This window comes from Eubacterium sp. 1001713B170207_170306_E7, from assembly GCF_015547515.1.
Lineage (GTDB): Bacteria > Bacillota > Clostridia > Eubacteriales > Eubacteriaceae > Eubacterium.
In genome coordinates this window covers 378,733-402,012 of the sequence record NZ_JADMVE010000001.1, presented here as the reverse complement: position 1 = coordinate 402,012, position 23,280 = coordinate 378,733, and the positions used below count along the sequence as shown (strand labels likewise).

Annotated in this window: 21 protein-coding genes; 9 read left to right on the top strand and 12 right to left on the bottom strand. The window is 53.4% G+C overall.

Annotated elements, in window-relative coordinates; all coding sequences use genetic code 11:
* Window positions 1-68: 68 nt before the first annotated feature.
* From I2B62_RS02045 to I2B62_RS02015, 7 genes are all read right to left on the bottom strand, one after another.
* Window positions 69-1,562, bottom strand: coding sequence for a glycerol kinase (locus I2B62_RS02045; RefSeq protein WP_195267309.1), 1,494 nt, complete (start codon window positions 1,560-1,562; stop codon window positions 69-71).
* A 243-nt stretch (window positions 1,563-1,805) separates the two neighbouring features.
* Window positions 1,806-2,438 carry a corrinoid protein gene (locus I2B62_RS02040; protein ID WP_195267308.1) on the bottom strand — a complete coding sequence of 211 codons (633 nt, stop codon included), beginning with the start codon at window positions 2,436-2,438 and terminating at the stop codon, window positions 1,806-1,808.
* 19 nt (window positions 2,439-2,457) lie between these two features.
* On the bottom strand, window positions 2,458-4,002 hold the full coding sequence (locus I2B62_RS02035) for an FGGY family carbohydrate kinase (RefSeq protein ID WP_195267307.1): 1,545 nt from the start codon (window positions 4,000-4,002) through the stop codon (window positions 2,458-2,460).
* Between the two features lie 36 nt (window positions 4,003-4,038).
* Window positions 4,039-5,187: a uroporphyrinogen decarboxylase family protein gene (locus I2B62_RS02030; protein ID WP_195267306.1), complete on the bottom strand. Its 1,149-nt coding sequence runs from the start codon at window positions 5,185-5,187 to the stop codon at window positions 4,039-4,041.
* A 16-nt stretch (window positions 5,188-5,203) separates the two neighbouring features.
* A complete protein-coding gene (locus I2B62_RS02025) occupies window positions 5,204-5,773 on the bottom strand; it encodes a glycerol-3-phosphate responsive antiterminator (protein WP_195267305.1) in 570 nt (189 codons plus the stop codon).
* 183 nt (window positions 5,774-5,956) lie between these two features.
* Window positions 5,957-6,724 (bottom strand): DeoR/GlpR family DNA-binding transcription regulator, encoded by a 768-nt coding sequence (locus tag I2B62_RS02020; RefSeq protein WP_195267304.1) that lies wholly within the window; start codon window positions 6,722-6,724, stop codon window positions 5,957-5,959.
* 72 nt (window positions 6,725-6,796) lie between these two features.
* A complete protein-coding gene (locus I2B62_RS02015) occupies window positions 6,797-7,348 on the bottom strand; it encodes a GNAT family N-acetyltransferase (protein WP_195267303.1) in 552 nt (183 codons plus the stop codon).
* A 144-nt stretch (window positions 7,349-7,492) separates the two neighbouring features.
* Between I2B62_RS02015 and I2B62_RS02010 the strand changes: the two genes are divergently transcribed.
* From I2B62_RS02010 to I2B62_RS01970, 9 genes are all read left to right on the top strand, one after another.
* Window positions 7,493-8,608 carry a glycerol dehydrogenase gene (locus I2B62_RS02010; protein ID WP_195267302.1) on the top strand — a complete coding sequence of 372 codons (1,116 nt, stop codon included), beginning with the start codon at window positions 7,493-7,495 and terminating at the stop codon, window positions 8,606-8,608.
* A 419-nt stretch (window positions 8,609-9,027) separates the two neighbouring features.
* Window positions 9,028-9,708, top strand: coding sequence for a hypothetical protein (locus I2B62_RS02005; RefSeq protein ID WP_195267301.1), 681 nt, complete (start codon window positions 9,028-9,030; stop codon window positions 9,706-9,708).
* The gene (locus tag I2B62_RS02000; RefSeq protein ID WP_195267300.1) at window positions 9,705-10,544 is read left to right on the top strand and encodes an ATP-binding protein; all 840 of its coding nucleotides are present in this window, start codon (window positions 9,705-9,707) and stop codon (window positions 10,542-10,544) included. Before I2B62_RS02005 ends, I2B62_RS02000 begins: the two co-directional genes overlap by 4 nt.
* 92 nt (window positions 10,545-10,636) lie before the next feature.
* Window positions 10,637-11,014, top strand: coding sequence for a GntR family transcriptional regulator (locus tag I2B62_RS01995; RefSeq protein WP_195267299.1), 378 nt, complete (start codon window positions 10,637-10,639; stop codon window positions 11,012-11,014).
* Window positions 11,014-11,880 (top strand): ABC transporter ATP-binding protein, encoded by an 867-nt coding sequence (locus I2B62_RS01990; RefSeq protein WP_195267298.1) that lies wholly within the window; start codon window positions 11,014-11,016, stop codon window positions 11,878-11,880. The genes I2B62_RS01995 and I2B62_RS01990 overlap by 1 nt, the downstream gene beginning before the upstream one ends.
* Window positions 11,877-12,512, top strand: a complete 636-nt coding sequence (locus tag I2B62_RS01985; protein WP_195267297.1) for an ABC-2 transporter permease — start codon at window positions 11,877-11,879, stop codon at window positions 12,510-12,512. The genes I2B62_RS01990 and I2B62_RS01985 overlap by 4 nt, the downstream gene beginning before the upstream one ends.
* A gap of 10 nt (window positions 12,513-12,522) precedes the next feature.
* Window positions 12,523-13,149: an ABC-2 transporter permease gene (locus tag I2B62_RS01980; RefSeq protein ID WP_195267296.1), complete on the top strand. Its 627-nt coding sequence runs from the start codon at window positions 12,523-12,525 to the stop codon at window positions 13,147-13,149.
* A gap of 31 nt (window positions 13,150-13,180) precedes the next feature.
* Window positions 13,181-13,807, top strand: a complete 627-nt coding sequence (locus tag I2B62_RS01975) for an ABC-2 transporter permease (protein WP_195267295.1) — start codon at window positions 13,181-13,183, stop codon at window positions 13,805-13,807.
* A 101-nt stretch (window positions 13,808-13,908) separates the two neighbouring features.
* A complete protein-coding gene (locus tag I2B62_RS01970; RefSeq protein WP_195267294.1) occupies window positions 13,909-14,625 on the top strand; it encodes a FadR/GntR family transcriptional regulator in 717 nt (238 codons plus the stop codon).
* A gap of 50 nt (window positions 14,626-14,675) precedes the next feature.
* Here I2B62_RS01970 and I2B62_RS01965 read toward each other — a convergent pair whose 3' ends face one another.
* The 5 genes from I2B62_RS01965 to ispG all read right to left on the bottom strand — a co-directional run bounded on the left by I2B62_RS01965 (window position 14,676) and on the right by ispG (window position 23,242).
* On the bottom strand, window positions 14,676-15,341 hold the full coding sequence (locus tag I2B62_RS01965; protein ID WP_195267293.1) for a cyclase family protein: 666 nt from the start codon (window positions 15,339-15,341) through the stop codon (window positions 14,676-14,678).
* A 134-nt stretch (window positions 15,342-15,475) separates the two neighbouring features.
* A complete protein-coding gene (locus I2B62_RS01960) occupies window positions 15,476-16,909 on the bottom strand; it encodes a four-carbon acid sugar kinase family protein (RefSeq protein ID WP_195267292.1) in 1,434 nt (477 codons plus the stop codon).
* Between the two features lie 9 nt (window positions 16,910-16,918).
* Window positions 16,919-17,815 carry a 2-hydroxy-3-oxopropionate reductase gene (garR, locus tag I2B62_RS01955; protein ID WP_195267291.1) on the bottom strand — a complete coding sequence of 299 codons (897 nt, stop codon included), beginning with the start codon at window positions 17,813-17,815 and terminating at the stop codon, window positions 16,919-16,921.
* A 252-nt stretch (window positions 17,816-18,067) separates the two neighbouring features.
* Window positions 18,068-22,177, bottom strand: coding sequence for a PolC-type DNA polymerase III (locus I2B62_RS01950; RefSeq protein WP_195267290.1), 4,110 nt, complete (start codon window positions 22,175-22,177; stop codon window positions 18,068-18,070).
* Window positions 22,178-23,242: a flavodoxin-dependent (E)-4-hydroxy-3-methylbut-2-enyl-diphosphate synthase gene (ispG, locus tag I2B62_RS01945; protein ID WP_195267289.1), complete on the bottom strand. Its 1,065-nt coding sequence runs from the start codon at window positions 23,240-23,242 to the stop codon at window positions 22,178-22,180.
* Window positions 23,243-23,280 lie beyond the last annotated feature (38 nt).

Here is a 23,280-nt window from a genome sequence, read left to right as displayed (position 1 = left end):
GGGGCAGGCGGACAGGCCGCCTTTTACCCCTTTTACCTCTTCCTGTATTTATTCTGCTTTAAACGAAGCTATGCCTGCTTACGCCAGCCGATGGAGCGCTCGATGGCTTCACGCCAGCCTGCGTACAGCTCTTCGCGTTTTTCCGGTGTGATGGCCGGCTCAAAGGACTTGTCGATTTCAAGGGATTTGTCGAAATCGGCTTCGGTCCAGAGGCCTGCTGCCAGGCCGGCCATTTCGGCGGCGCCCAGACTGGTGGCTTCGACGGATAACGGACGGTCGACACGGGCGTCGAGCATATCAGCCATGAGCTGTGCCAGCAAATCGTTCATGGAGGCACCGCCGTCAATGCGGATATCGGTCATTTTTACGCCGGATTCCTTTTCGACAACGTCCAGAATATCCTTTAAGCGGTAAGCGACCCCCTCCAGCGTAGCCCGTACGATATGGGCCTTGGTGGTTCCGCGGCTGATGCCAAAAATGGTGCCTCTGGCGTAGGGATCGTGATAGGGTGCGCTGAGGCCTGCCAGTGCGGGAACAAAGTAAACCCCGTTGGAGTCCTCAACCGACCGTGCCAGAGGCTCCGATTCACTGGATTTGCCGATGACCTGAAGGCCGTCGCGCAGCCACTGAACCGCTGAGCCTGTCACAGCTTCAAAGCCTTCCAGAGCATAGTTGATCTCGTCCCCGATCTTCCAGGCGATGACGGTGTTCAGGCCCTGGTCTGAGACGACACATTCGTCGCCGATGTTGATATCTAAGAATGAGCCGGTGCCATTGGTGATCTTACAGGTTCCCTTGGAACGGCAGCCCTGGGCGTAGAGGGCGGCATGCTGGTCGGCGATGGCGCCGCAGATGGGAATCTCCGCACCGAAAATATCCGGGGCTGTGGTGCCGTAGTTGCCGGAGTCGTTGACAATTTCAGGATAGATGTCGGTTGAGATGCCCAGATAGTCTAAAAATTCGGTGTACCACTCGCCTGTGCTCAGATCCAGGCTGCCCATGACGGAAGCGTTGGAATAGCTGACCACATGGCTCTTTCCGCCGGTCAGCTTCCAGATCAGCCAGGTGTCAATGGTGCCGAAAAGCGCGTCGCCGGATTCGATTTTTTCCTTGATCTCCGGCACATTTTCAAGATACCAGTGCAGCATCAGAGAGGAATAAACCGGCGCTACTGTCCAGCCTGTGGCCTTACGGGCCTTTTCTCCCCATTCGCTGTCGTTGATTTCCTGACACAGGGCCGCGGTGCGGTTATCCTGCCAGACGATGGCGTTGTACAGCGGCACGCCAGTGTTCTTATCCCATACCAGACAGGTGGCCCGCTGATTGGTAATGCCGATGGCAGCAATGTCACTGCTGGCGATCTGCGCTTTTTCAATGGCTTCACGACATACTCCCACGCTCTTGGCGTAGATTTCCATAGCGTCGTGCTCAACCTTGTCCTCGCTTGGTGTGTACTGTGTAAATTCTTCATAGCACTGGGACACAATATTAAAGTCCTTATCAAAAATCAGCGCTCTGGTACCAGTTGTTCCTTCGTCAATGACTAAAACATAGTTCTTCATTTTTTTACTCCTTTACTCCTCAAAAAATGATTATTCAGTTGTCTTCCTTATGCTCAGCCCCGTTGTCAGAAACCTCCTTTCCCCCTTCGCTTGTAAATGCTTTACATATTCACTTTTTATGTATTTTGTATTGACTTTATGTTAATATTATATGCTTTTTGATGGTTTGTCAACTGATTTTTAAATTTTGTAAATTTTACAATAAAAAAGCACACTGGTCTCCAACAGTGCGCTTGAATTCTGTTAATGGCGACAGAGCTGTACGGCGGTCTCGGCGGCGCTTCCCGCGTCCTTGGCAAAGGCGTCGCAGCCTGTTTTATCGCAGAAATCCTGGGTGATGGGTGCTCCGCCGATCATAATCCTAAACTGCTCCCGGACGCCCGCGTCCTCAAAGGCCTTAACGATTTTAGGGATTTCGGGCATGGTGGTGGTCAGCAGCGCAGAGCAGGCCACAATGTCCGCCTTTTCCTGTACAGCGGCCTCCACAAAGCGTTCCTCAGGCACGTCGATGCCAATGTCCACCACCTTAAAGCCACGGCCCTCAAACATCATTTTTACCAGGTTTTTACCAATGTCGTGCATGTCTCCCTTTACACTGCCCAGCACAATGGTTCCGGCGGCTGTCTGCTGGTTTTCGGTGAGCAGGGGCTTCAGCACCTCTGACCCATTCTGCATGGCGTAGCACGAGCACAGCACCTCCGGTATGTAGATCTCTTCGTTTTTAAACTCCTCTCCCACCATCTCCATGGCGGCCATCATGGTGTCCAGGATACGCTGTGGCCCGATCCCCTCATCCACCGCCGCCTGCACGAGGGACGGCGTATCGTCCTCTAAGCCCTCGTAAACCGCGTTTTTAATCTGTTCCAGTATCTTCATTCTTGTCTCCTCTGTTTTCTCATTTTAATGCCAGCTTCACCAGCCGCTCATAGACGTCTGCCTTTCTCAGCGCCTGGTAGGCATCCTTGTAAATTTCAAAATAGTCATTGTACAGCGCGTGCCGCTGCATATCCGGCTCACAGACCGCCACGATCTTGACCATGTGGGCCACGGCCTCGTTGACATTGGCGTACAGCTCTGCTCCCAGAGCCGCCAGAACCGCCGCGCCCAGGGCTGTGGCTTCCTCCACTGCCAGAATACTGCAGGTCTTGCCGTAGATATCTGCCTGGATATGGTTCCAGACGTCAGATTTTGCGGCGCCGCCGCTCAGTACAATCTCATCTACCTCCACGCCGTTTGTGATCATCTGGTCGATGATCTCACGGGTTTCGTAGGTAACGCCCTCCATGATGGCCCGCGCCATGGCCTGACGGCTGTGGCCCAGGGTCAGGCCGATAAAGGTTCCGCGGGCAAAGGGATCCCAGTTCGGCGCGGCCGAGCTGGCAAAGTATGGGATACAAATCAGCCCGTCGCTGCCCGGGGCGATGGCCTCGACCTGTTCGTTGATCAGGTCGTAGGGGTCGATCCCCAGCGCCTCTGCCTTTTCAATTTCTGGTACGGCAAATTCGTTTCGGTACCATTTCAGGGAGCTTCCGGCCGCGTTCTGCAGGCCTTCGGTTTCCCACTTGCCCGCTACCGTATGGGCCGAGCATGGCAGGCGCATGCTGCCGTCGTAGATGGGCTCGTCCATATAGGCCAGGGTGACGCCTGCGGTGCCGATGGTCACCTCGATGGTTCCCTTCTTCACCGCGCCGGCGCCAATGCCGGCGCACTGCTGGTCGCCGCCGCCTGAAACCAGGAGGGTTCCCTCGGTAAAGCCGGTGAGCGCGCTGCTCTCTTTGGATATCTGCCCCACGACCTTGCCCGACGGCACCAGGGTCGGCAGCTTGGATTTATCCAGCTCCAGGGTGTCGATCAGTTCATCGCTCCACTCAAAGGCCTTGATGTCCATCAGCCCCTGCAGGGACCCGTTGGACCAGTCCTCAAAGTAGCCCTCTGCGCCGAGCTTGTTTAAAATACGCTCTTGATCCATGGCAAACTTGTAGGTTTTTTCGTAAATTTCCGGCTGGTGTTTCTTGATCCACATGATCTTGCTGACCGACCAGGTGGTGCCCACGGGCAGGCCGGTGATCTCGTAGTAACGCTCCGCGCCCACCAGTTGGCTGATCTCCTCACATTCCTCAAAGGAGCGGCTGTCCTGCCAGGAAATGGCGGACCGCAGCGGCATGCCGGCTTCATCCACCGGGGTAAAGGTACAGCGCTGGGTGGAAAGGCCGATGGCGCGGATAGCCGATGGGTCGATGCCCGATTTGCCGATGGCCTCCTTGGTGGCCTCGCAGGTCTGCTGCCAGGTCATTTCTCCGTCCTGCTCTACCCATCCCGACTGCGGAAAGGTACAGGGATATTCACGGTAGGCACTGCTGACCGTATTGCCCTCTGTATCGAAGATAATCACTTTTACGCCGGTTGTTCCGATATCGATTCCACTGATATAATTTTTCATCTCTTACTCTCTCTCCAAAAATTATTTTTTATTCGCTTACAATTGAATGGGATAGACGCCGAATGCGTGGGCACATTCGATCATGTGTACCAGATTTTCCGCGCTCACATCGCTCTGGACATTGTGGGCCGGTGACAGCAGAAAGCCGCCGCCCGGCGCCAGCGCCTTGATGGCGTCGCGCACTTCCTGGGTGATCTCATCCTTTGTGCCAAAGGGAAGGACCTTCTGAATATCAATGTTGCCGTGAAAGACGATTTTATCGCCGAATTCCTGCTTCAGCTCGTAACGGTTCATATGGTTGGCGCCCGGCTGCACCGGGTCCAGAATGTCGATGCCGCAGTCGATGAGATCCGGGATAAATGGGCGGATCGAGCCACAGCTGTGCAGCATAACCCTGCCGTTGGGATTCTTCTTCAGCAGCTCTGCCTTCGCGCTTACCCAGAGCTCCTCGAGATGGGGTTTTACCACCTTGCGGAAGGTTCTCGGTGAAATGAGCGGGCTGTCCTGCGTGCCCAGATCCTCGCCGCTCAGGCGCAGAATATCCACGTATTCACCCACCGCGTCGATGCAGACACGGTCGATTTCCTTCTGTATCTTGCAGACCTTGTCCAGCAGCGCGTGGGCAAATTCCTGATTGTTGATGAGGTCGCGGTACCAGCGCTCGTGGCCCCGCATATAGGTGGCGACCTCAAAGACGGCGCCGGCAAACTTGGCCAGAATGGCCAGATCACTTTTGTCGCGCACCATCTGCATTTCTTCCCGCAGGCCCTGGTAGCGCGCCGGATCGGTGGGATCAGGCCAGTCGTAGCTTTCCAGATCCTCAATAGTGGCGTCGGCCAGAGGCGGGTTTTGCAGCTCAAAGTAAAAATGTCCGCCGTCGATCATGGTCTTCTTCCAGTAGCAGCCCCACTCGTCGGTAAAGCTGCCGTCCTCAAACTGTCTGGAGTGGGCGGATTTGGCCGATCTCGGGGAAATGTAGTACATATCCAGATCCAGTGCCTGGATCATCTCCAGCGGCATCTGAACGTCGGTCCAGTGGCCCATTCTGGGCGTGTCTGGAAGATGGTCCATCTTCAGCAGCCTTTTCATATCTCTGTAAACATCAATGGTCAGGACCATGTCCACTGGCACCCGGTCGGGCTCCTGGTGGCTGGCCGCTGCCATCACACGTTCTCTCGAATTCATTCTTGTCTCTCCTTTTTTACAAATTCCAAAGCGTCTCGCAGCTGCACACAATGTTCATGGCGCCTGCCTGTATCATGGTCTTGACATCGCTCGCCTTTGAGATCAGCCCGCTGGTAATCACAGGCTGTTCGAATTCATGGCTCACCTTACGCACGATCCGCGGGATCAGCCCCGGCGTCAGCTCGATAATATCCGGCTTCGACGCCTTAAACAGGTTGATGCCGCTTTCCAGCGCCTGGTTGTCCATGAGGAAAATCCGGTGCACAGTGATCAGGCTTTCCCTGGCCGCCAGCTTCAGAATATGGTTCTTGGTTGAGATGATGCCGTCGATGCCGTCGTGCTCCACGGCGTAGCGTATCCCCCCAACATCTCTGCCAATGCCCTCGATCAGGTCCATGTGCAGGAATACCAGTCCATTTCGCTCTTTAAATTCCTTAATCAGATTTTCCGCCTTAAAATAATCGCCTCCCACCATAAACAGCACCCGCACCTTTGAGTCGAGGGCCTGCCTGAAATTCTCCGGCGTCCGCACTGCGGCGATAACCGGGTATGCCTTAAAAGTCTTCATTTGTTCCTTAGTGATCATTGGAGTGGCCTCTTTCCAATGATTTAAGATAGAAAAAAACCGCGATAAATAAACGGAGCACGCTCCCATTTATTTACTGCGGTTTCTACAATCTCAAACCAATACGTATTAATTTATTCAATAATACCATGTTTGTAAATCGATGTCAATAGTTAATTCTGATATTAAAGATATTTTTACGAATTACAGAATCTCAATCCCGTTGTTCCGGGCGTATTCCCTGTAAATTTCCGGTTCTTTACCATCAACGATAAAAGCCTCAAAAATATTGAGGTCAAACATCTTGGCCAGGGAGATCTTGTCAAACTTGGTGTAGTCGGCCATGAGGTAGCACTTCTGGCTGATCTCGGCCAATGTCTGGTTGACCTCGATCTCCTCCAGGGAGCTGTGGGTCACACCCTTGGGAATGGAGACGGCCAGTACCCCCATAAAAGCCTTGTCGATGTTGAACTTCCTGAGGAAATCGTCCGCGTCCTTGCCGTAAAAAGCGCCGGAGATACTGCGCAGCCGGCCCCCGGGCATAAAGACGTTCACGCCCTTTACAGTGGAGGCCTTGAGGGCCACATTCAGCGACAGGGTGATCACGTTCAGGCTTTTCATGTCCTCCAGATAATCGAGAACCAGCTCCACCGTGCTGCCGGAATTCAGGGCAATGGTGTCCCCGTCCTTGATCAGCCCTGCTGCCTTCTGCGCGATGATCCGTTTTTCATCCAGGTTCTGCAGCTTCTTCTGGGCAATGTTCATCTCCACGGTGGTCTGGCTGGCCAGGCTATCCCGGGCGTAGGCGCCCCCATAGGTCAGCTCGATGCCGTACGCCTCTGCCAGGTATTTCAAATCCCTCCGGATGGTTGGTACGCCCACCTCGTATTTTTTGGCCAGCGCGTCGGCCTTGACGGAGCCTTCCTTCAGGATTTTATTGAGTATTTCTTTTCTGCGTTCTACATGCAGCATTCATTTCACCGCCCTTTTCTACCAACACTATACCATTTCTTTCATGGCTGTGCAAGGGGTTCAGCCGGCTGCTTACTGCCATTCACGGCGCAAAATGCTGTAAATCGCCGCGTCGCAGAGCCCCTGGTTGCTTTTGTTGTATTCCCGGAGCACGCCCTCCTTTGTCATGCCACATTTCTGCATAACCCTGCCCGAGGCCGGGTTTTCCACAGCGTGTACTGCCTCGACGCGGTTGGCGCCCACTTCCTCAAAGAAAAAGCGGATCACCGCTGACAGGGCCTCCGCCGTAAACCCCTGGTTCCAGTAGGCGCGGCCAACGCAGTAGCCCACCTGCACGGCTTCGGCCGCCTCATCAATATGGACAACGCCGAGACTGCCGATGGCTTCACCGGATTCCCTCAGTGTGATACACCAGTTATAATCGTCCAGCAGAATGGCGTTGTTCTGCCACGCCTCAATGACCGCCCGGGAGGCTTCGGCGCTTTCGTGAGCCGGCCAGCTCATAAAACGGGTGACCTCCGGATCTCCTGCCCAGCCCAGGTACATGGCCTCTGCGTCGTCAATGGAAAACTGGCGCAGCACCAGACGCCCGGTTTCAATTCTGCGCGTTCCCTGATGGTTCATATGAATCCCTCACTTTCTTTTAGCTTATTATACCACGTTCAAAAGCCTGAGTGTCGATTTTCTTTTACGTTTTAAAGGTCCAATTTTCAAAGGCTTTATGGTATAATAGCCCTGAACTTTATGGAAATTAGGAGGTTTTTACATATGCTGACATCAACCACGCGCGCATTTGGCTCCCCCAGCCGCTACATTCAGGGCTGCGGCGAGCTTGAGCGCCTTCAGGACTATACCGCCGATTACGGGAAAAGGGTGCTTGCCATCATCGACCCATTTTTCTACGACACCCTTTCCCCTGCCTTAAAGGCGCAGTTTAAAGCGGCCGGCGCCGCCATCGAATCCGTCAAATTCGGCGGTGAGACCACCCTCACAGAGCTCGAACGCCTGGCAGGCATCGCCTCCGGCCACGGCTGCGACGTTGTCGTGGGGATCGGAGGCGGCAAGACCATCGACGCCGCCAAATACACCGGGATCAAGGCCACGGCTGCCATTGTCATTGCCCCGACCTCAGCCGCCACGGACGCGCCCACCTCGGCCCTTTCAGTCACCTACACCGAGGAAGGCGTCCACGCTGAGACCATCTATTTCAAGCGCAACCCCGACCTCATTCTGGTCGACAGCAAAATCGTCGCCCAGGCGCCAATCCGTTTGCTGGTATCCGGCATGGGCGACGCCCTGTCCACCTATTTTGAGGCCCGGGTCCATCTGGAATCCAATACCGCCAACCGCATTGGCAGAGGCTACCGCACCACCCTGGCCGGCATGGCAGTGTCTGAGCTGTGCTACCGGGTGCTGCTCGAGGACGGCCTGAAGGCCAAGCAGGCCGCCGAAGCCGGCGCCTGTACCGAGGCCCTGGAAAACATCATCGAAGCCAACACCCTGCTCAGCGGGCTGGGTGTGGAATGTGTGGGCTGCGCAGGAGCCCACTCCCTGAACAGCGGCTTTTCCGCCGTTGAGGCCTGCCGGAATTACACCCACGGTGAGATCGTAGCCTTTGGCACCCTGTGCCAGCTGGTGCTCGAGAACCGCCCAAAAGAAGAAATCGAGGAGGTTCTGGGCTTTTCGACCAGCGTGGGACTGCCCGTCACCCTTGCCGAAATCGGCCTGGACGCCAGCATGGAGCCAGAGCTGCGCCTGGTGGCCGAGCGCGCCGCAAAGGCCAGGCACATTGTCGCCGAGCCCGTCACCGTCAACCCCGAAATCCTCTACAACGCCATTTTGGCCGCTGACGCCATGGGCCGGGCCTGGCGGGCTGAACGCTGATGGCTGCTTTTTCAGACCGCTGCATCCAATCAAATATGCAAGGCATATTTGCACCTGAACTCGCCACTTTCAACTTTCAACGATACCGCCCTTCTTTTTAACACATTATCTCTTGAAGATAACTTTTACAGCACATTTCGACCGCTCTACGCGGTCTTTTTTTATTATATCCAGTTTTTTTTACTTTTTTTACAAAATCTGGTAAAATTTGCTTCCTTTTTTCCATTGTATGTATAGAGACCTCTACATGTGAACTAAGGGAAAAGACAAACAAAAGTTGCCCGTTTGGCATTAAATCATTTCTATTCTTTTATTACGATTGAAAATTTCATTTTATTTTTAATTTCGTTAAACAAACCGTTGATATTTTTGTCAAAAAAAGTATGTATGTAGTAGAAGCGTCTCAAAGGAGGAAAAACATGGATTATCTCAAACAGCTCAACGCCTACCGGAGAAAGCGACTGGCCAGCCCGCTCTCATCAAACGCCATTGCCCTTTATACCATTCTTCTGGAATACGCCAACGACCTGTATTTTCCAGACCGCTTTACCGCGGCCAATTCCGTGATCTGCGGGCTCAGCGGCCTCAGCCTGACACGGATGCAGGCCGCGCGGAAGGAGCTCTGTGATGGCGGTTTTCTGGCTTATACCAATGGACGCAGGGATCAATGCGGTACCTACCAGCTCATTGATCTGGCACAAGCCGGCAGCATATCAAAAAAGGCTGCGAAGCCAGACGGCAAACCGGATAGCAAACCGGACAGCAAACTGGATAGTAAATCGGACAGCAAACCGGCCATATTAAACAAACCAAACCAAAGCAAACCAGACCAACTCAAAGAGTGCTATGGCGACTTCGTCACCCTCACCCCCGATGAACGCGCAAGGCTCGGCGAACGTCTGGGAGAACCCGACACCCTGCGCTACATCGACCGGCTTAACGAGTACATTGGCCAGATTGGCCCAAAAACCGCCAACAAGCGCTACAAAAGCCATTACCATACCATTCTCAGCTTTTACCGCCGGGACGCGGAAAAACGCCAAAAACAGCCAGACAGCCCCATTCCAGATTACACCGCAAGCAAAGGAGAAAGCCTGTGAATTTTGAAGCCACAATCCCCAACCCCAACGCCGGCAGCCAGGAATTCTATGAAGTGGACGGCCTTAAGCACTGTCCCCACTGCCACACCCCTATGGAAACCTGGGTGGCCTTCGGCCCGGTCACGAAAAAGATGCCCTGTCTGTGCCAGTGCAGGACCGAAGCCCGCGACCAACGCGACCAGGCCTTTAAGGCCCGTCAGGAGGCCGAGCGACAGAAAAGCCGGAGGGCATCCCATATTCAGGACCCCGCCCTGCGCAAAATGACCTTTGAGGCCGACAATGGTGCCTGCCCCGGCGCCATCGAAAAGGCAAAGCGATACGTCGCCCAGTTTGATAAAAGCCGCAGCGAAAACATCGGCCTGCTGTTTTACGGCGATGTGGGCACCGGAAAGACCTTTACGGCCGGCTGTATCGTCAACGCCCTGAACGACAAAGGCTACAATGTCCTGGGCACCAGCCTCACCCGCCTGAGAGACGACCTGCCCGGCGAGTTTGAAAGCGACCGGAGCCGGAGCCAGTACTACGACCGCCTGGCCGCCTACGACCTGGTGCTGATTGACGACTTTGGCATCGAGCGCCAGAGCGAGTTTACCCTGGAGCAGATTTACAACCTTATCGACGCCCGCTACAAAAGCGGAAAGCCCACCATCATCACCACCAACCTGACACCCGGGCAGCTCAAAAATCCCAAAAACATGGCCCAGCGCCGAATTTATGACCGCATCGACGGAATGTGCAGCCCCATGCTCTTCGAGGGACAGAGCCAGCGTCCCGTCCGTCAGAAGCAAAAGACCGAACTGGCGCGTAAACTGCTTTCTCCGGAAAGCAGGGGCTGAGCGCGCTGCAAAATTTTTCTTGACAAACCCTTCACGCGAGTATATACTGTGTATATCGTATATATACAGTATAACTTTCGAGAGGACCATCCATGGATATTATTATCAGCAACAGCAGTGGAAAGCCCATCTATGAGCAAATCACCACGCAGATTAAAAATAAGATCATCACAGGCGAGCTGAGGCCCGGCGACGCGCTGCCCTCCATGCGCGTTCTGGCCAAGGAGCTGCGCATCAGCGTCATCACCACCAAGCGGGCCTACGCCGATCTGGAACAGGACGGCTTTATTGAGACCGCCCCGGGCAAGGGCAGCTTTGTCGCCCAGAAAAACACCGAGTTCATCCGCGAGGAAAACTACCGTCAGATACAGGAGCTTCTGGAGCAGGCCGTTGCGCTCTCGCAGGGCTGCGGTCTCTCCCTTTCCGAGCTCACCGAACTCATCACATTACTTTACAAAGGAGACAGCTAATGGACACTCAAAACGCCATTGAAATCAAAAACCTCAGCAAGCACTACAGCGGCTTTTCACTGAAGGACGTCAGCTTCAGCCTGCCCTCAGGCAGCATCATGGGCTTTATCGGGGAAAACGGAGCCGGTAAAACCACGACCATCAAGGCCCTGCTGGGCCTGATCCGCCCCGACAGCGGCACCCTGCAGATTCTGGGCAGAGACACCTCGAAGGATGAAAAAGACATCAAAAAGAATCTGGGCGTTGTTTTCGCCGATCAGAATTTTCCCGACGACCTCCGGCCGCCCGAAATCACCAAGATCATGGGCAACATCTATAAAACCTGGGACAAAGCCCTGTTTGAGAATTACCTCTCCCGCTTCAGGCTTCCTCTGGACAAGCGCCTCAAGGATCTCTCCAAGGGCATGAAGATGAAGCTTTCCATCGCGGCGGCCCTGTCCCACAGGCCAAGGCTGCTGATTCTGGACGAGGCCACCAGCGGCCTGGACCCGGTGGTGCGCAACGAAATTCTGGATATTTTCCAGGAATTCATCGAGGATGAGGATCACTCAATCCTCATGTCCTCCCATATCACCAGCGATCTGGAACGCATCGCGGATTACATCACCTTTATCCACGACGGGCAGATTCTGTTCAGCGAGCCAAAGGATACACTCATCGAGGATCACGGCATTGTCAAGTGCAGCCCCGGCCAGCTCGAGGCCCTTGCCCTCACCGACGTGGTCGGTATTCAGCGCTCCAGCTTTGACGTCCAGGTCATGATCAAAAACCCGGCGGCATTCAGAAACCGCTGCCGGGAGATCATCGTCGATCTCCCCAGCCTGGAGGAGATCATGCTGTTCTATACCAAAGGAGACACAAAATGAAAGGCTTAATCATCAAAGAGTTTTTAGCGATGCGCCGCTATCTTAAGCTCATTGCTATTCTGCTTGCCCTGTATATTGTCATGGCCTTTCTGACACGATCCGCCTCTTTCTTCTCAGCTGTCAATGCGCTTTTGGTGGTATTCTGTGCCTTCAACAGCTTTAGCTATGACCGTTATAACCATTGGAATGAATTTGCCGTTTCCTTACCGGTGTCCCGCCGGGAGATGGTTCGGAGTAAATACGTCTTTCTGCTTTTGTTGGCTTTGGCATTTACGCTGATCCTTCTGGTTGTCAATGTGATCCTGAATGTTTCTGCCGATAACGGATTAAGCGCGGTGATCAGAAATGCCCTTGCTTCGGTCAGCTTTGCGCTCATATACCTTTCGATCACCACCCCGCTTATCTATAAGTTTGATTTGGAAAAAGCGCGGTATGTGATGATTGTCTGTGCATTTGTTCCTTTTCTGCTGTCGTATATCGTTTCATCGCTGGCCGGAAACAGCATCGTCGTTTTACCCAGAAAGGAGAGCCTTATCTCAATGTCCGTATATATGACACCAATCCTGACCGTTGTTTTTTTTATTGGCTCTTACTTGATATCCAAGCTGATTTTTCTAAAAAAAGATTTATAGGAGACACAAAATGAAAGGCTTAATCATCAAAGAATTTCTCGGCCTGCGCCGGTATTTCAGGCTTCTGTCGGCACTCATGGTGCTGTATATTTTCATGGCCATTGGCATGACCTCCATCTCGATTTTCTCGGCCATCAACGCCATTCTGGTCATGATCTGCGCACTCAGCGGCTTCAGCTATGACAGCTATAACCACTGGAACGAATTTGCCATGACCCTGCCGCTGAGCCGGGCCGACCTGGTAAAAAGCAAATACCTTTTTATCTTACTGCTGTGTGCCTTCGGCACCGTGATCACACTGATCCTCAGCCTTGCCGTGGGACTGATCATCCACGTGCCCATGCAGGAAATTTTCATCGGGGCCCTGTGCTCGGCGCTGGCCGCCCTGTTCCTCGGTGCGCTGACCACTCCGTTTATCTACAAGTTCGGCGTCGAAAAGGCCCGGTATATCCTGATCATCGTGGTGATGATCCCCACCCTTGGCTTTGTGAGCTTCGGCAGCTACCTGTCCGGCCTCCAGCTGCCCTCAGCCCAGACCCTTACCCTTCTGGCCTGGTGCGCCCCGGCGCTGGTGCTGGCCTTTGTGTTCCTGTCCTATCGGATTTCCCGGCATATTTTTATGTGTCAGGATTTGTAATGACGCTGCAAAGCTGTTGAAAGGAGTAAAAATGAAAGGGCTAATCATCAAAGAGTTTCTCGGCCTGCGCCAGTATTTCAGGGTGCTTGGTTTTCTGCTGTTTGCCTATATCATCATGTCCTGGTGTCTGAGGACAACGGGCATCTTTCCGGCCATCAATGCCTTTTTGATTATGATCTGCGTGCTCAACAGCTTTAACTATGATGAGCTGAACCACTGGGAACCCTTTGTTCTGACCTTTCCCCTGTCAAAAACCGATATGGTGCGCAGCAAGTATCTCTTTATTCTGCTTCTCTGCGCGGCCAGCACGGTCATGACCCTCTTGCTGAGCCTGACGGTCGGTTATTTTCTGCACACCTCCCTGTCAACGGTCATTATCGGTTCGGCCGCGTCCATTTTTGCAGGCATGTTTCTGGCCGCTCTCTTTACTCCGGTTATCTATCAATACGGCACCGAAAAGGCCCGCTACATCATTGTCGCCATCATCATGGTGCCGACTTTTTTGCTTATGACCTTTGGCCGCTATCTGAACCCTTACCTGCCGCCAGGCCCTCAGGTCCTGACGCTGCTGGCCTGGGCCCTCCCGGTGCTTGTCATCTTTCTCTTTTTCCTGTCCTACCGGATTTCAAAGCGCATTGTCCTGAAAAGGGAGTATTGATTCTTAAATAAACATTTGATCATTATTTCCCGGTAGGTTATAATAAAGTACAAACAGGATGTCCAAACATCCTACTAGATGACCTTAGGAGATTTGAAATTATGCCAAGCGACAGAAAAAAACCGGCAAATGCCCTTTCACCCATTGATAACTCCTCCATTGTTGACAAGATTATCGACCGGATCGTCAAAGCCATTTCTACCGGGCAGTTTAAAGTAGGGGAAAAACTCCCCAGTGAATTTGAGCTCATGGAAGAGCTGAACGTGGGGCGGAACTCCCTGCGCGAGGCCATGAAAATTCTATCCGCCCTGGGCGTGGTAGACATCAAACGCGGCGACGGCACCTATGTGTGTGACCACATTGCCCCCACGGTGTTCAACCCCATTATCTACAGCATCATCTTCCAGGCCGAAAGCGACCCGGACATGGTGGAATTCAGGGAGTGCATGGAGGAAATGGTCCTGCGCACAGCCATGAAAAAGGCCACTGACGGCGACATCGTCCACCTGAGCCAGATTATCAAGGAGATCCGCAGGGCTTATGAGAGCGGCGACAAGGAAAAGGCCGCCTATCTCGACTATAAGTTTCACGTCACCATTGCCGACATCTGCGGCAACCCTTATATTTCCAAGCTGGTCAACGGGATCTATGAGATCTTTTCCCTGTCCATTGAGGATACCATCAACACCCGGGAGCTCTTTGACAAGGCCGAGGGCTACCACAAGGAAATCCTGCGCTGTATTCAGGAAAAGGACGTCAAAAGCATTGACGCCGCTGTGGAAAAGAGCATGACCTTCTGGCACGACAAGGACGCTTAAACCAAAATGACCGCAAACAAATAAAAAAGAGCCCGAGGGCTCTTTTTGTGTTAGTCTAAATCTGCAATAACGCTGACCTGGCTGCTGTCGACGCCTGCGATGCGCAGCGGAGCGGCAACAACAAAGTTGATCTTGCCCTTTAACTCGGACAGGTTCATGTCTTCAATGGCTGTGATGAATTTTTCAGTGTTCAGGCCTAACAGGTTCTGGTGCGCCGGAGCGGCCAGATCATTACACGGTGAGCCGATGGCCAGGAAGTCAAAGCCCACACATCTCAGGTCCTTATAGGTATTCACCATGTACAGGCAGGTTTCCGGTGTCAGGAACGGGCCTTCCATCTGGTATTTTTTAGGATCGGTTTTGCGCACTTCGCCGAAGCCGGTACGGATCAGCAGCAGGTCTGCCTTCTGGATTTCGTCCTCGTGCTTCTGTAAATCCTCGATGGTTACGCCCTCGCAGGCATTTTTCGGAATATCTAAAAGCAGTACTTTTTTGAACACGAAGTAGTCAATGGGCAGCTCGGTGATTCTCAGTCCGTCTGGATTAAAGTGCTTTGGTGCGTCGTAATGGGTGCCGCAGTGGTTTGGCAGCTCGGACATAAAGCTGTTGAACGGGGTTTCATCGCCGATTTCTGTGCACTGTCTTACTTTGATGACCGGTTCGCCTGGCCATGCTAAATCGTTCGGGTCCAATGGATAGGATAAGAAAATGTTCATAAAGTTCACCTCATATAAATTTTTTATTTTATTAAGCGGAGACTCTTTCCGCCAATAATCTTATGGTTGCGATTTCAACAAAACGTCTTTTTCAAGGCGCCTGTCCGGTATTTTCACCGGACAGGCTGCCCGAATCATACACCCATCAGGGTTTCAACTGCTTCTCTCAGTGTGGTATTGGTGCCCACATTGCCCGGGAAGATCACATAGGGCAGTCCCGGGAATTTACTTTCCTCCCCGGTCATCCATACCGGAATCCCCGGCTTGATCTGGCCCATGACATTGGCCTTCTGTACCCGCAGCGCCTTGGTGCCAATATCACTGGAGGTAATGCCGCCCTTGGCCACAATAAAGTTGGGCCGTACGGACAGGTTCGTAATGATGCTGGTCACCGCGTCCGATATTTTAACTGATACCTTGAGCTGTTCGTCCTTGTCGTCGGTGTCCAGGTCGAAGCGGTCCCGCCGGGTATAGACGGCCACGGTCTTGCCCGCCTTGATGTCGGCGTCCACAATGGCGACGACCCGCTCCACTTCCTGCTCCAGCCCGTTTTCTTCCAGGACCCGGTGCTGGTTGAACTCGATAAATTCAATGGGCCGGCTTGAGTTTTTCAGCTCCTCGAGCTGGGCGGTGGTCTTGTTGACATGGGAGCCGACAACGATGATGCCGCCATTTTCGTTTTCGGTCAGGATCAGCTCGTCGTGGCTGAGAATCGGCTTGTCCGGCACGCCGCCCAGTACCTTGGTGATGGCCGCGGCTGAACGGAATATAAAGTTTTTACCCTGATTCATGGCTTTTACCAACGCGATGGCAAAAACCTTAACATCGGCGTAGTCGATGGAATTGACCACAATCTTATTAAAATCTTTGACCTGCATGAGCTGATCTGTAATCTTGTCAATTTCCAGATTTCTCAGGTCCTCCAGCGCGATAAAGGTCACGTCCTCCGCCTTGTATCTGCCGCCGGATTTTTCCTCACACCACTCGCCCAGATGGGACGCCTTGTAGCCAAAGGACTTGTCCTTGGCAAACTCGGTTTCGCCCGCCGGTACCAGCACATCGCCTTCCTGCACATAGTGCACGTTGCCGATGGTAAAGCGGCCGCCCTCTTTAAAGAATGGATAGATGATTTCGCCGTCGATTTTCTGGTCTGAGCCCGCCTCGATAACGTCCTTTAAGATTTCAGGCTCCAGCGGATAATGCCCGCGCAGGGTCGAGTCACTCCGGCTGATCACCACAAACGGCTTACCGGTTTCCTTGGCGACCTGTAAGATGTTCTCAGCCATTTCCCTGTGGGCTTTTGTGGTTTCCTCTACGGTCAGCCCTCTGGAGTTGGTCAGGATAAAGAACATGCTGTTTTCCTCGTCAAAGCCCTTACGCATGCTGTCGACTGACCAGTCGGTGTAAACGGAAATATCGTGTACGGTCTGCACCCCGGTGGGGTCGTCGTCCAGAACCACGATCTTGCGGTCAAAGCCCTTTAGGGCTTCGCTCAGCTGTGCGGTAACCTCTTCTTCCGGAATGGGCTTAAAGGTTGTTAAAATGGATGCGTCAAGTCTTTCTGTCATAGTATTCACCTAGTCTTCCTTGCGTTTTACTTCGACACCGGCCAGCTTTTCAAAATACTGTACAATGCCGCCGTGGTCATCTTCCAGATGGCCGTCTACCTTCAGGGCCTGCATGATTTCCAGCAGCTGGCTGCTCATGGGCAGCGGCACGTCGATGTCGTGGGCGGTTGCCATGACATTCTTAATATCCTTGAGGTTAATGGAAATCTTGCCGCCGGGCACAAAGTTACGGTCAATCATCAGCGGGGCCTTGGCGTCAAGCACGGTGCTTCCGGCCAGACCGCCACGGATGGCCTTGTATACCAGCTCCGGATCGGCTCCGGCCTTTGTGGCCAGTACCAGCGCCTCCGATACCGCCGCGATGTTCAGGTTGACAATGACCTGGTTGGCGAGCTTGGTCACAGAGCCGCTGCCGGTTCCGCCGACCAGCAGGGCCGATGCGCCCATGATGTCAAAGTATGGCATCATCTGGTCAAAGGCCTTCTGACTGCCGCCGACCATAAAGGCCAGTGTTCCGTCGATTGCCTTGGGTTCTCCGCCGCTTACCGGCGCGTCCAGGAACATCACGCCCTGTGATTCCAGCCGGTCTGCGCAGATTTTGGATTCGGTCGGTGTCACTGAACTCATGTCCACGACCACGCTGCCCTTCTGAATCCCCTCAGCCACGCCGTCCGGGCCAAACAATACCGACTGAACAATGGTGCCGTTGGGCAGAATCGTGAAAATAACGCTGCATTTTTCACCGATTTCCTTTAACGTTCCGGCCTGGGCCCCTAAATCGGTCAGTTCCTTTACTGCCGCTTCATTCAAATCGTTTACCAACAGCTTACAGCCACCCTTGACCAGGTTCTCAGCCATTGGTTTCCCCATAATACCTAGTCCGATAAAACCAACCATTTGATCCATTTCAGTACCTCTTTTCTGTTTTCTTAGTAGGTCATCCTACCTTTAAGTCTAAAATTTTTAATAGGACATCATTTGTTAAATGTGTAACGAAGAACGTCCTATGTATTGCTTTTCATATCCCTATGATAAGACCTTCACCCCGTTTTTGTCAAGCTCTTTTTTAAAATCTTAAACAAATTGCAAATAAAAAGAGAACACGACAATGAATCGTGTTCTCTTAAAGCATGGCATAGGGCCGCTGTGAGCCATGGCCTAAAACATGCTCATAAAGCTCATCTGGTTGGAATCCGGCAGGCTGTTGAGACAGCCGAACTGTTCCAGCTTTTCGATGTTGGATTTATTGACCTTGGCGCGTGTCTGCAAATCCTCTTTGGAGATAAAGGGCCGCCTCTGGGCCTCCTCGTAAATCTGCATGGCCGCCTTGTCTCCCAGGCCGTCGATGGCGTTGAGCGGCGGAAGCAGATCGTCTCCGACAATTTTAAACTCGCTGTAATGGGACTCGTAGACATCGACGTTTTTAAAGCCGTAGCCACGGCAGTACATTTCCAGCGCCAGCTCCAGCGAGGTCAGAAGCTGCTGGTCCTTGTTGCTGGCCTTATTGCCCTGGGCTCGGATTTCCGCCAGGGTTTTCTTGACCGTTTCCTTGCCGTTGGTCATCTTTTCCAGGTTAAATTCTTTGGCCCGGATACTGAAATAGGTCGCGTAATAGGCCAGCGGGTAATAGACCTTGTAGTAGGCAATGCGGAAGGCCATCATGACATAGGCGGCCGCGTGGGCCTTTGGGAACATGTACTTGATTTTTTTACAGGAATCAATGTACCAGGCCGGCACGTTGTTTTCCTTCATATAGGCTTCCTCATCCTCGGTCAGGCCCTTCCCCTTACGGACATGCTCCATAATGCTGAAGGACTCCTTGGGCGCCAGTCCCATTGAGATGAGGCCGAGCATGATATCGTCACGGGTACAGATAACGTCCTTGATGGTCGCAGTGCCAGAGCGCACAAGGTCCTGGGCGTTGTTGGTCCAGACGTCGGTCCCGTGGGAGAGGCCGGAAATACGGATCAGGTCTGAAAAGGCCGTAGGCTTGGTGTCCAGCACCATCTGGCGGACAAAGTTGGTTCCGAACTCGGGGATCCCGCAGGTTCCCAGAGGAATATCGAAATCATCGTCCTTCAGATCCAGGGCGCCGGTGCCTGTAAACAGGCTGATGACCTTTTCGTCGTCCAGGGGAATCTCCTGGGGGTCAAGGCCGGTGATGTCCTTGAGCATGCGGAGCATGGTCGGATCATCGTGGCCCAGAATATCGAGCTTCAGGAGGCGGCCGGAAATGGAGTGGTAATCGAAGTGGGTGGTCATGGTGCCGCAGTCCCGGTCATCGGCCGGGTACTGGATGGGCGTAAAGTCGTAGATATCCTTATCCCTCGGCACGACCATAACCCCGCCGGGGTGCTGGCCCGTGGTACGTTTAACCCCGGCGCAGCCCTCGATCACGCGCTCCATCTCAGCTCTCGGAGCCGTAACGCCATTTTCATCAAAGAAATTTTTCACATAGCCAAAGGCCGTCTTATCCGCCAGTGTGGCGATGGTTCCGGCGCGGTAGACCTTGCCCTCGCCAAAGAGCACCTCGGTGTAATGGTGCGCCTCGGGCTGGTTTTCACCCGAGAAGTTAAGGTCAATATCCGGCTCCTTATCGCCCTCAAACCCAAGGAAGGTTTCAAAGGGAATATCAAAGCCGTCCTTGTTCATGGGATGGCCGCACTTTGGGCAGTTCTCATTGGGAAGGTCAGGCCCTACCCCCACCTTTGTGCTGTCAAAGAACTCATAATGCTTGCAGTTCGGGCAGACATAGTGGGGCGCCAGCGAGTTAACCTCAGTGATCCCGCACAGCATGGCCACCAGCGACGAGCCGACCGAGCCTCTGGAGCCGACCAGGTACCCGTCCTCCAGAGAGTGGTGCACCAGCTTCTGGGCGATCAAATACAGGACGGAATAGCCGTTGCCGATAATGGAGTCCAGCTCGCGCTTCACGCGCTGCTCCACAATGTCGGGCAGCGGATCGCCGTACATCTCATGGGCCTTTTTATAGACCATATCCCGGATCTCGTCATCTGAGCCCTCAATGATGGGCGGGAAGGTGCCGTCGGGTATGGGCTTCACGTCGTCGAACATGTCCGCCACCCTGCGCGGGTTGGTGACCACCAGCTCATAGGCGGTCTGTGGGTCCAGGTAGGTGAACTCGTCCAGCATTTCCTGGGTCGAGCGGTAGTAGAGCGGCGGCTGCTCATGGGAATCCTTATAGCCCTGTCCGGCCTGCAGAATCTCTCTGAAATAGGCGTCGCTGGGATCCACAAAATGGACGTCCCCGGTGGCGACTACCAGCTTGCCCTTTTCCCGGCCAAGCTCGACGATCCGCCGGTTAACATCGGCCAGCTCCTCCATGGCGTGCACGGTCTCGTTGCGCAGCAGGTATTCGTTGTTTCCCAGGGGCTGAACCTCAAAATAATCATAAAAATCGGCAATTTCATCCAGCCGGTTCTTGGGCACGTTCTTCAGCACTGCCTTGTACAGCTCTCCAGCCTCACAGGCGCTGCCGATGATGAGGTTTTCCCGGTGGGCCGCCAGCAGGGACTTGGGTATTCTGGGACGGCGGTAGAAATAATTGATATGCGCCTCGGAAACCAGCTTGTACAAATCCTTCAGGCCTGCCTGGTTTTTGGCGTAGATGATAATATGGTAGGTATCGCCGGATTTTATGATCTGTTCGACATCCATAAGGCCGTTGAGCCCGGCGACTTCCTCCACTTCCCGCTTCTGGGCCAGCTCCATGAGCTTGACGAAAATCTTCGCCGAGCATACCGAGTCGTCCAGAGCCCGGTGGTGGTGCCCCATGTCCACCTTAAAGTAGCTCGCCAGCTTTTTAAGGTTATGCTTGTTAATGGTGGGAATCAGCGTTCTGGACATGGCCAGCGTATCAATGTAGGTGATGTTGTTTTCGAGGCCGTGCTTGTCCAGGGCAATCTCCATAAAGCCCATATCAAATTTTGCGTTGTGGGCCACCAGAATGAGATCGCCGCAGAATTCATGAAAGGCTTTGACCGCGTCGGCCTCTTCCTCGCCGGCCTCAACCATCTGATTGGTAATCCCGGTGAGGTTGGTGATAAAGGGCGGAATGGGCCGGTGTGGGTTGACGATCTTGGAGAAGGTATCCACAATGTGCTTGTTTTTGATTTTGACGGCCGCGATCTCGATGATGTTGTCCTTGCCCGGGATCAGTCCAGTGGTCTCAAGGTCAAAGAAAACAAACTCGCCCTCAAAGCTTTCATTCTGCTCCCCGGTCACGATATACTGGTCATCGTCCACCAGGTAGCCCTCGACGCCGTACAGCACCTTAATGCCGTATTTTTTGCTCAGAGCCATCATTTCCGGATAGGCCTGAAGCACGCCGTGGTCGGTAATGCCGATGGCGTCATGACCAAAGTCGTTGGCCTGCTTCATGATTTTGGCCACCTTGCTCACTGCGTCCATGGAACTGTACTGGCTGTGAAGGTGAAGCTCCACCCGCTTTTCCTCTGCATTGTCACGCCTTACCGGCGCGGCGGCAATCTCCATATTCTTGGGCGTCAGCACCTTTTCGTGGGAGTACTCGTCATAATTGATATTGCCCTCCACCTTAAACCAGCGGTCTTTTTTCAGATTTTCCTTGATCATGCCCACGTTCTTTTTCCGGGCGAAAATCTTACAGGAAACACTGCCGTGCTCATCGGTAATGTTAAAGGTAAAGAGGGTCGTTTTATCGGTGATTTCCCTGGAGTCAATGCCAAAGACCCGGCCGCTGACCACGATGTTAGTGCTGTCAAGCACCGCGCCGGTGCTGAAGTCAATTTCTCCCATGGACTGGGCCGGGCGCTTGATCTTGTCGCCCATAACCACCTCGCCGACGCCCAGCGTCCGGGCTTCCACCTCTTTGCCGTCCTTTTTACCGGACGCGCCGCCGCTGGTCTTAGCCGGCGGTGTATCCTTTATGACCTTCAGGCGCTTATTCAGCGCCTCCTCTTTCTTTTTGGCCAGCGCGTCATAATCCACATTTTCCATGAGCTTATGGACCGGTTTCTTAGATACGGTTCCGCTGCTCTCCGCGGCCTCCGGGGCAATGATGACGCTCAGGCTTTTGGTATAGTCAAAAATATCCACAAGCTCCCGCTGCACCGAAATACTGTCGCACTCGGGTATACGGGTTTTAAAAGTAAAAACCAGCTCCTGGCTTGCAGAATTCACCTCGACCTTCTGAGGCTCCAAGCCGTATTTTTTGATGAGTTCCACCAGATCATTCTGTTTGTGTATAATCGGATTCAAGGCGTTCACCTACATTCTTTCGATTTCTTCCATCAGGGCATCGATGATTTCATCCTCTGCCACTGTTTTAAAGATTTCCCCTTTTTTAAAAAGAACCCCTTTTCCTTTTCCACCGGCAATGCCGATGTCCGCTTCCTTTCCCTCTCCCGGGCCATTGACCACGCAGCCCATCACCGCGACCTTTAAGTCCTTTTTAACATGTATGAGCCGGCGGTTCATTTCCTCCGCGATGCCGATCAGGTCAATCTCTGTGCGGCCGCAGGTCGGGCATGAAACCACCTCCACCATGCCTTCTCCGCTCTGGTACAGGCCAATGGATTTTAAAATATCCCTGGCCACGTAGATTTCGTCCACCGGATTGCCTGTGATGGATACCCGGATGGTATCCCCGATCCCCCTTAACAGCAGATAGCCAATACCAATGCCCGACTTAACCGCCGAGGTCCGCAGCACGCCGGCTTCCGTAATGCCCAGGTGCACAGGATAATCGTATTTTTCTGAAAAAAGCGTGTAGGCGTCTATGGTAAAGCGCACGTCCGAGGCCTTCATGGATACGACAATATCGTTAAAATCCAGCTCCTCGAGATAAGCGATGTGCTTCTCTGCGCTTTCCACCATGGCTTCCGGCGTGGGATGCCCATATTTTTCAAGGAGCTCCTTTTCCAGCGAGCCAGCGTTCACCCCGATACGGATGGAAATATTGGCCGCCCTGGCGGCCTCCACCACCCGGCGCACCTTCTCCTTATCCCCGATGTTCCCGGGATTGATCCGGAGCTTGTCCACGCCGCCCTTAATGGCCTCCAGGGCCAGCTCATAATTAAAATGGATGTCCGCCACCAGTGGGATGCGGATCTGTTTTTTGATGTCCGCGATGGCTCTGGCGGCCTCCATATCCGGCACAGCCACCCGCACAATATCGCACCCGGCTGCCTCCAGCTCCTTGATCTGGCGTACGGTCGCCCGGACATCTCTGGTATCCGTATTGGTCATGGACTGGATCAGTATGGGGTTATCCCCTCCGATCATCCGGCTGCCGATGGGCACCTCTCTGGTTTTATGACGTTCTATTTCCATATTTCTCACCTTACTTATTAATATTTTCAAAATTAAAA

What these genes read in the sequence shown, in the direction of transcription:
- I2B62_RS02025 (WP_195267305.1), bottom strand. Translation starts at nt 5,773, where the DNA reads ATGATCACTAAGGAACAAATGAAGACTTTTAAGGCATACCCGGTTATC.
- ispG (WP_195267289.1), bottom strand. Translation starts at nt 23,242, where the DNA reads ATGGAAATAGAACGTCATAAAACCAGAGAGGTGCCCATCGGCAGCCGG.
- I2B62_RS02035 (WP_195267307.1), bottom strand. Translation starts at nt 4,002, where the DNA reads ATGAAAAATTATATCAGTGGAATCGATATCGGAACAACCGGCGTAAAA.
- I2B62_RS02030 (WP_195267306.1), bottom strand. Translation starts at nt 5,187, where the DNA reads ATGAATTCGAGAGAACGTGTGATGGCAGCGGCCAGCCACCAGGAGCCC.
- I2B62_RS01970 (WP_195267294.1), top strand. Translation starts at nt 13,909, where the DNA reads ATGCCAAGCGACAGAAAAAAACCGGCAAATGCCCTTTCACCCATTGAT.
- I2B62_RS02015 (WP_195267303.1), bottom strand. Translation starts at nt 7,348, where the DNA reads ATGAACCATCAGGGAACGCGCAGAATTGAAACCGGGCGTCTGGTGCTG.
- I2B62_RS01975 (WP_195267295.1), top strand. Translation starts at nt 13,181, where the DNA reads ATGAAAGGGCTAATCATCAAAGAGTTTCTCGGCCTGCGCCAGTATTTC.
- I2B62_RS02045 (WP_195267309.1), bottom strand. Translation starts at nt 1,562, where the DNA reads ATGAAGAACTATGTTTTAGTCATTGACGAAGGAACAACTGGTACCAGA.
- I2B62_RS02005 (WP_195267301.1), top strand. Translation starts at nt 9,028, where the DNA reads ATGGATTATCTCAAACAGCTCAACGCCTACCGGAGAAAGCGACTGGCC.
- I2B62_RS01985 (WP_195267297.1), top strand. Translation starts at nt 11,877, where the DNA reads ATGAAAGGCTTAATCATCAAAGAGTTTTTAGCGATGCGCCGCTATCTT.
- I2B62_RS01965 (WP_195267293.1), bottom strand. Translation starts at nt 15,341, where the DNA reads ATGAACATTTTCTTATCCTATCCATTGGACCCGAACGATTTAGCATGG.
- garR (WP_195267291.1), bottom strand. Translation starts at nt 17,815, where the DNA reads ATGGATCAAATGGTTGGTTTTATCGGACTAGGTATTATGGGGAAACCA.
- I2B62_RS01990 (WP_195267298.1), top strand. Translation starts at nt 11,014, where the DNA reads ATGGACACTCAAAACGCCATTGAAATCAAAAACCTCAGCAAGCACTAC.
- I2B62_RS02020 (WP_195267304.1), bottom strand. Translation starts at nt 6,724, where the DNA reads ATGCTGCATGTAGAACGCAGAAAAGAAATACTCAATAAAATCCTGAAG.
- I2B62_RS02010 (WP_195267302.1), top strand. Translation starts at nt 7,493, where the DNA reads ATGCTGACATCAACCACGCGCGCATTTGGCTCCCCCAGCCGCTACATT.
- I2B62_RS01995 (WP_195267299.1), top strand. Translation starts at nt 10,637, where the DNA reads ATGGATATTATTATCAGCAACAGCAGTGGAAAGCCCATCTATGAGCAA.
- I2B62_RS02040 (WP_195267308.1), bottom strand. Translation starts at nt 2,438, where the DNA reads ATGAAGATACTGGAACAGATTAAAAACGCGGTTTACGAGGGCTTAGAG.
- I2B62_RS01960 (WP_195267292.1), bottom strand. Translation starts at nt 16,909, where the DNA reads ATGACAGAAAGACTTGACGCATCCATTTTAACAACCTTTAAGCCCATT.
- I2B62_RS01980 (WP_195267296.1), top strand. Translation starts at nt 12,523, where the DNA reads ATGAAAGGCTTAATCATCAAAGAATTTCTCGGCCTGCGCCGGTATTTC.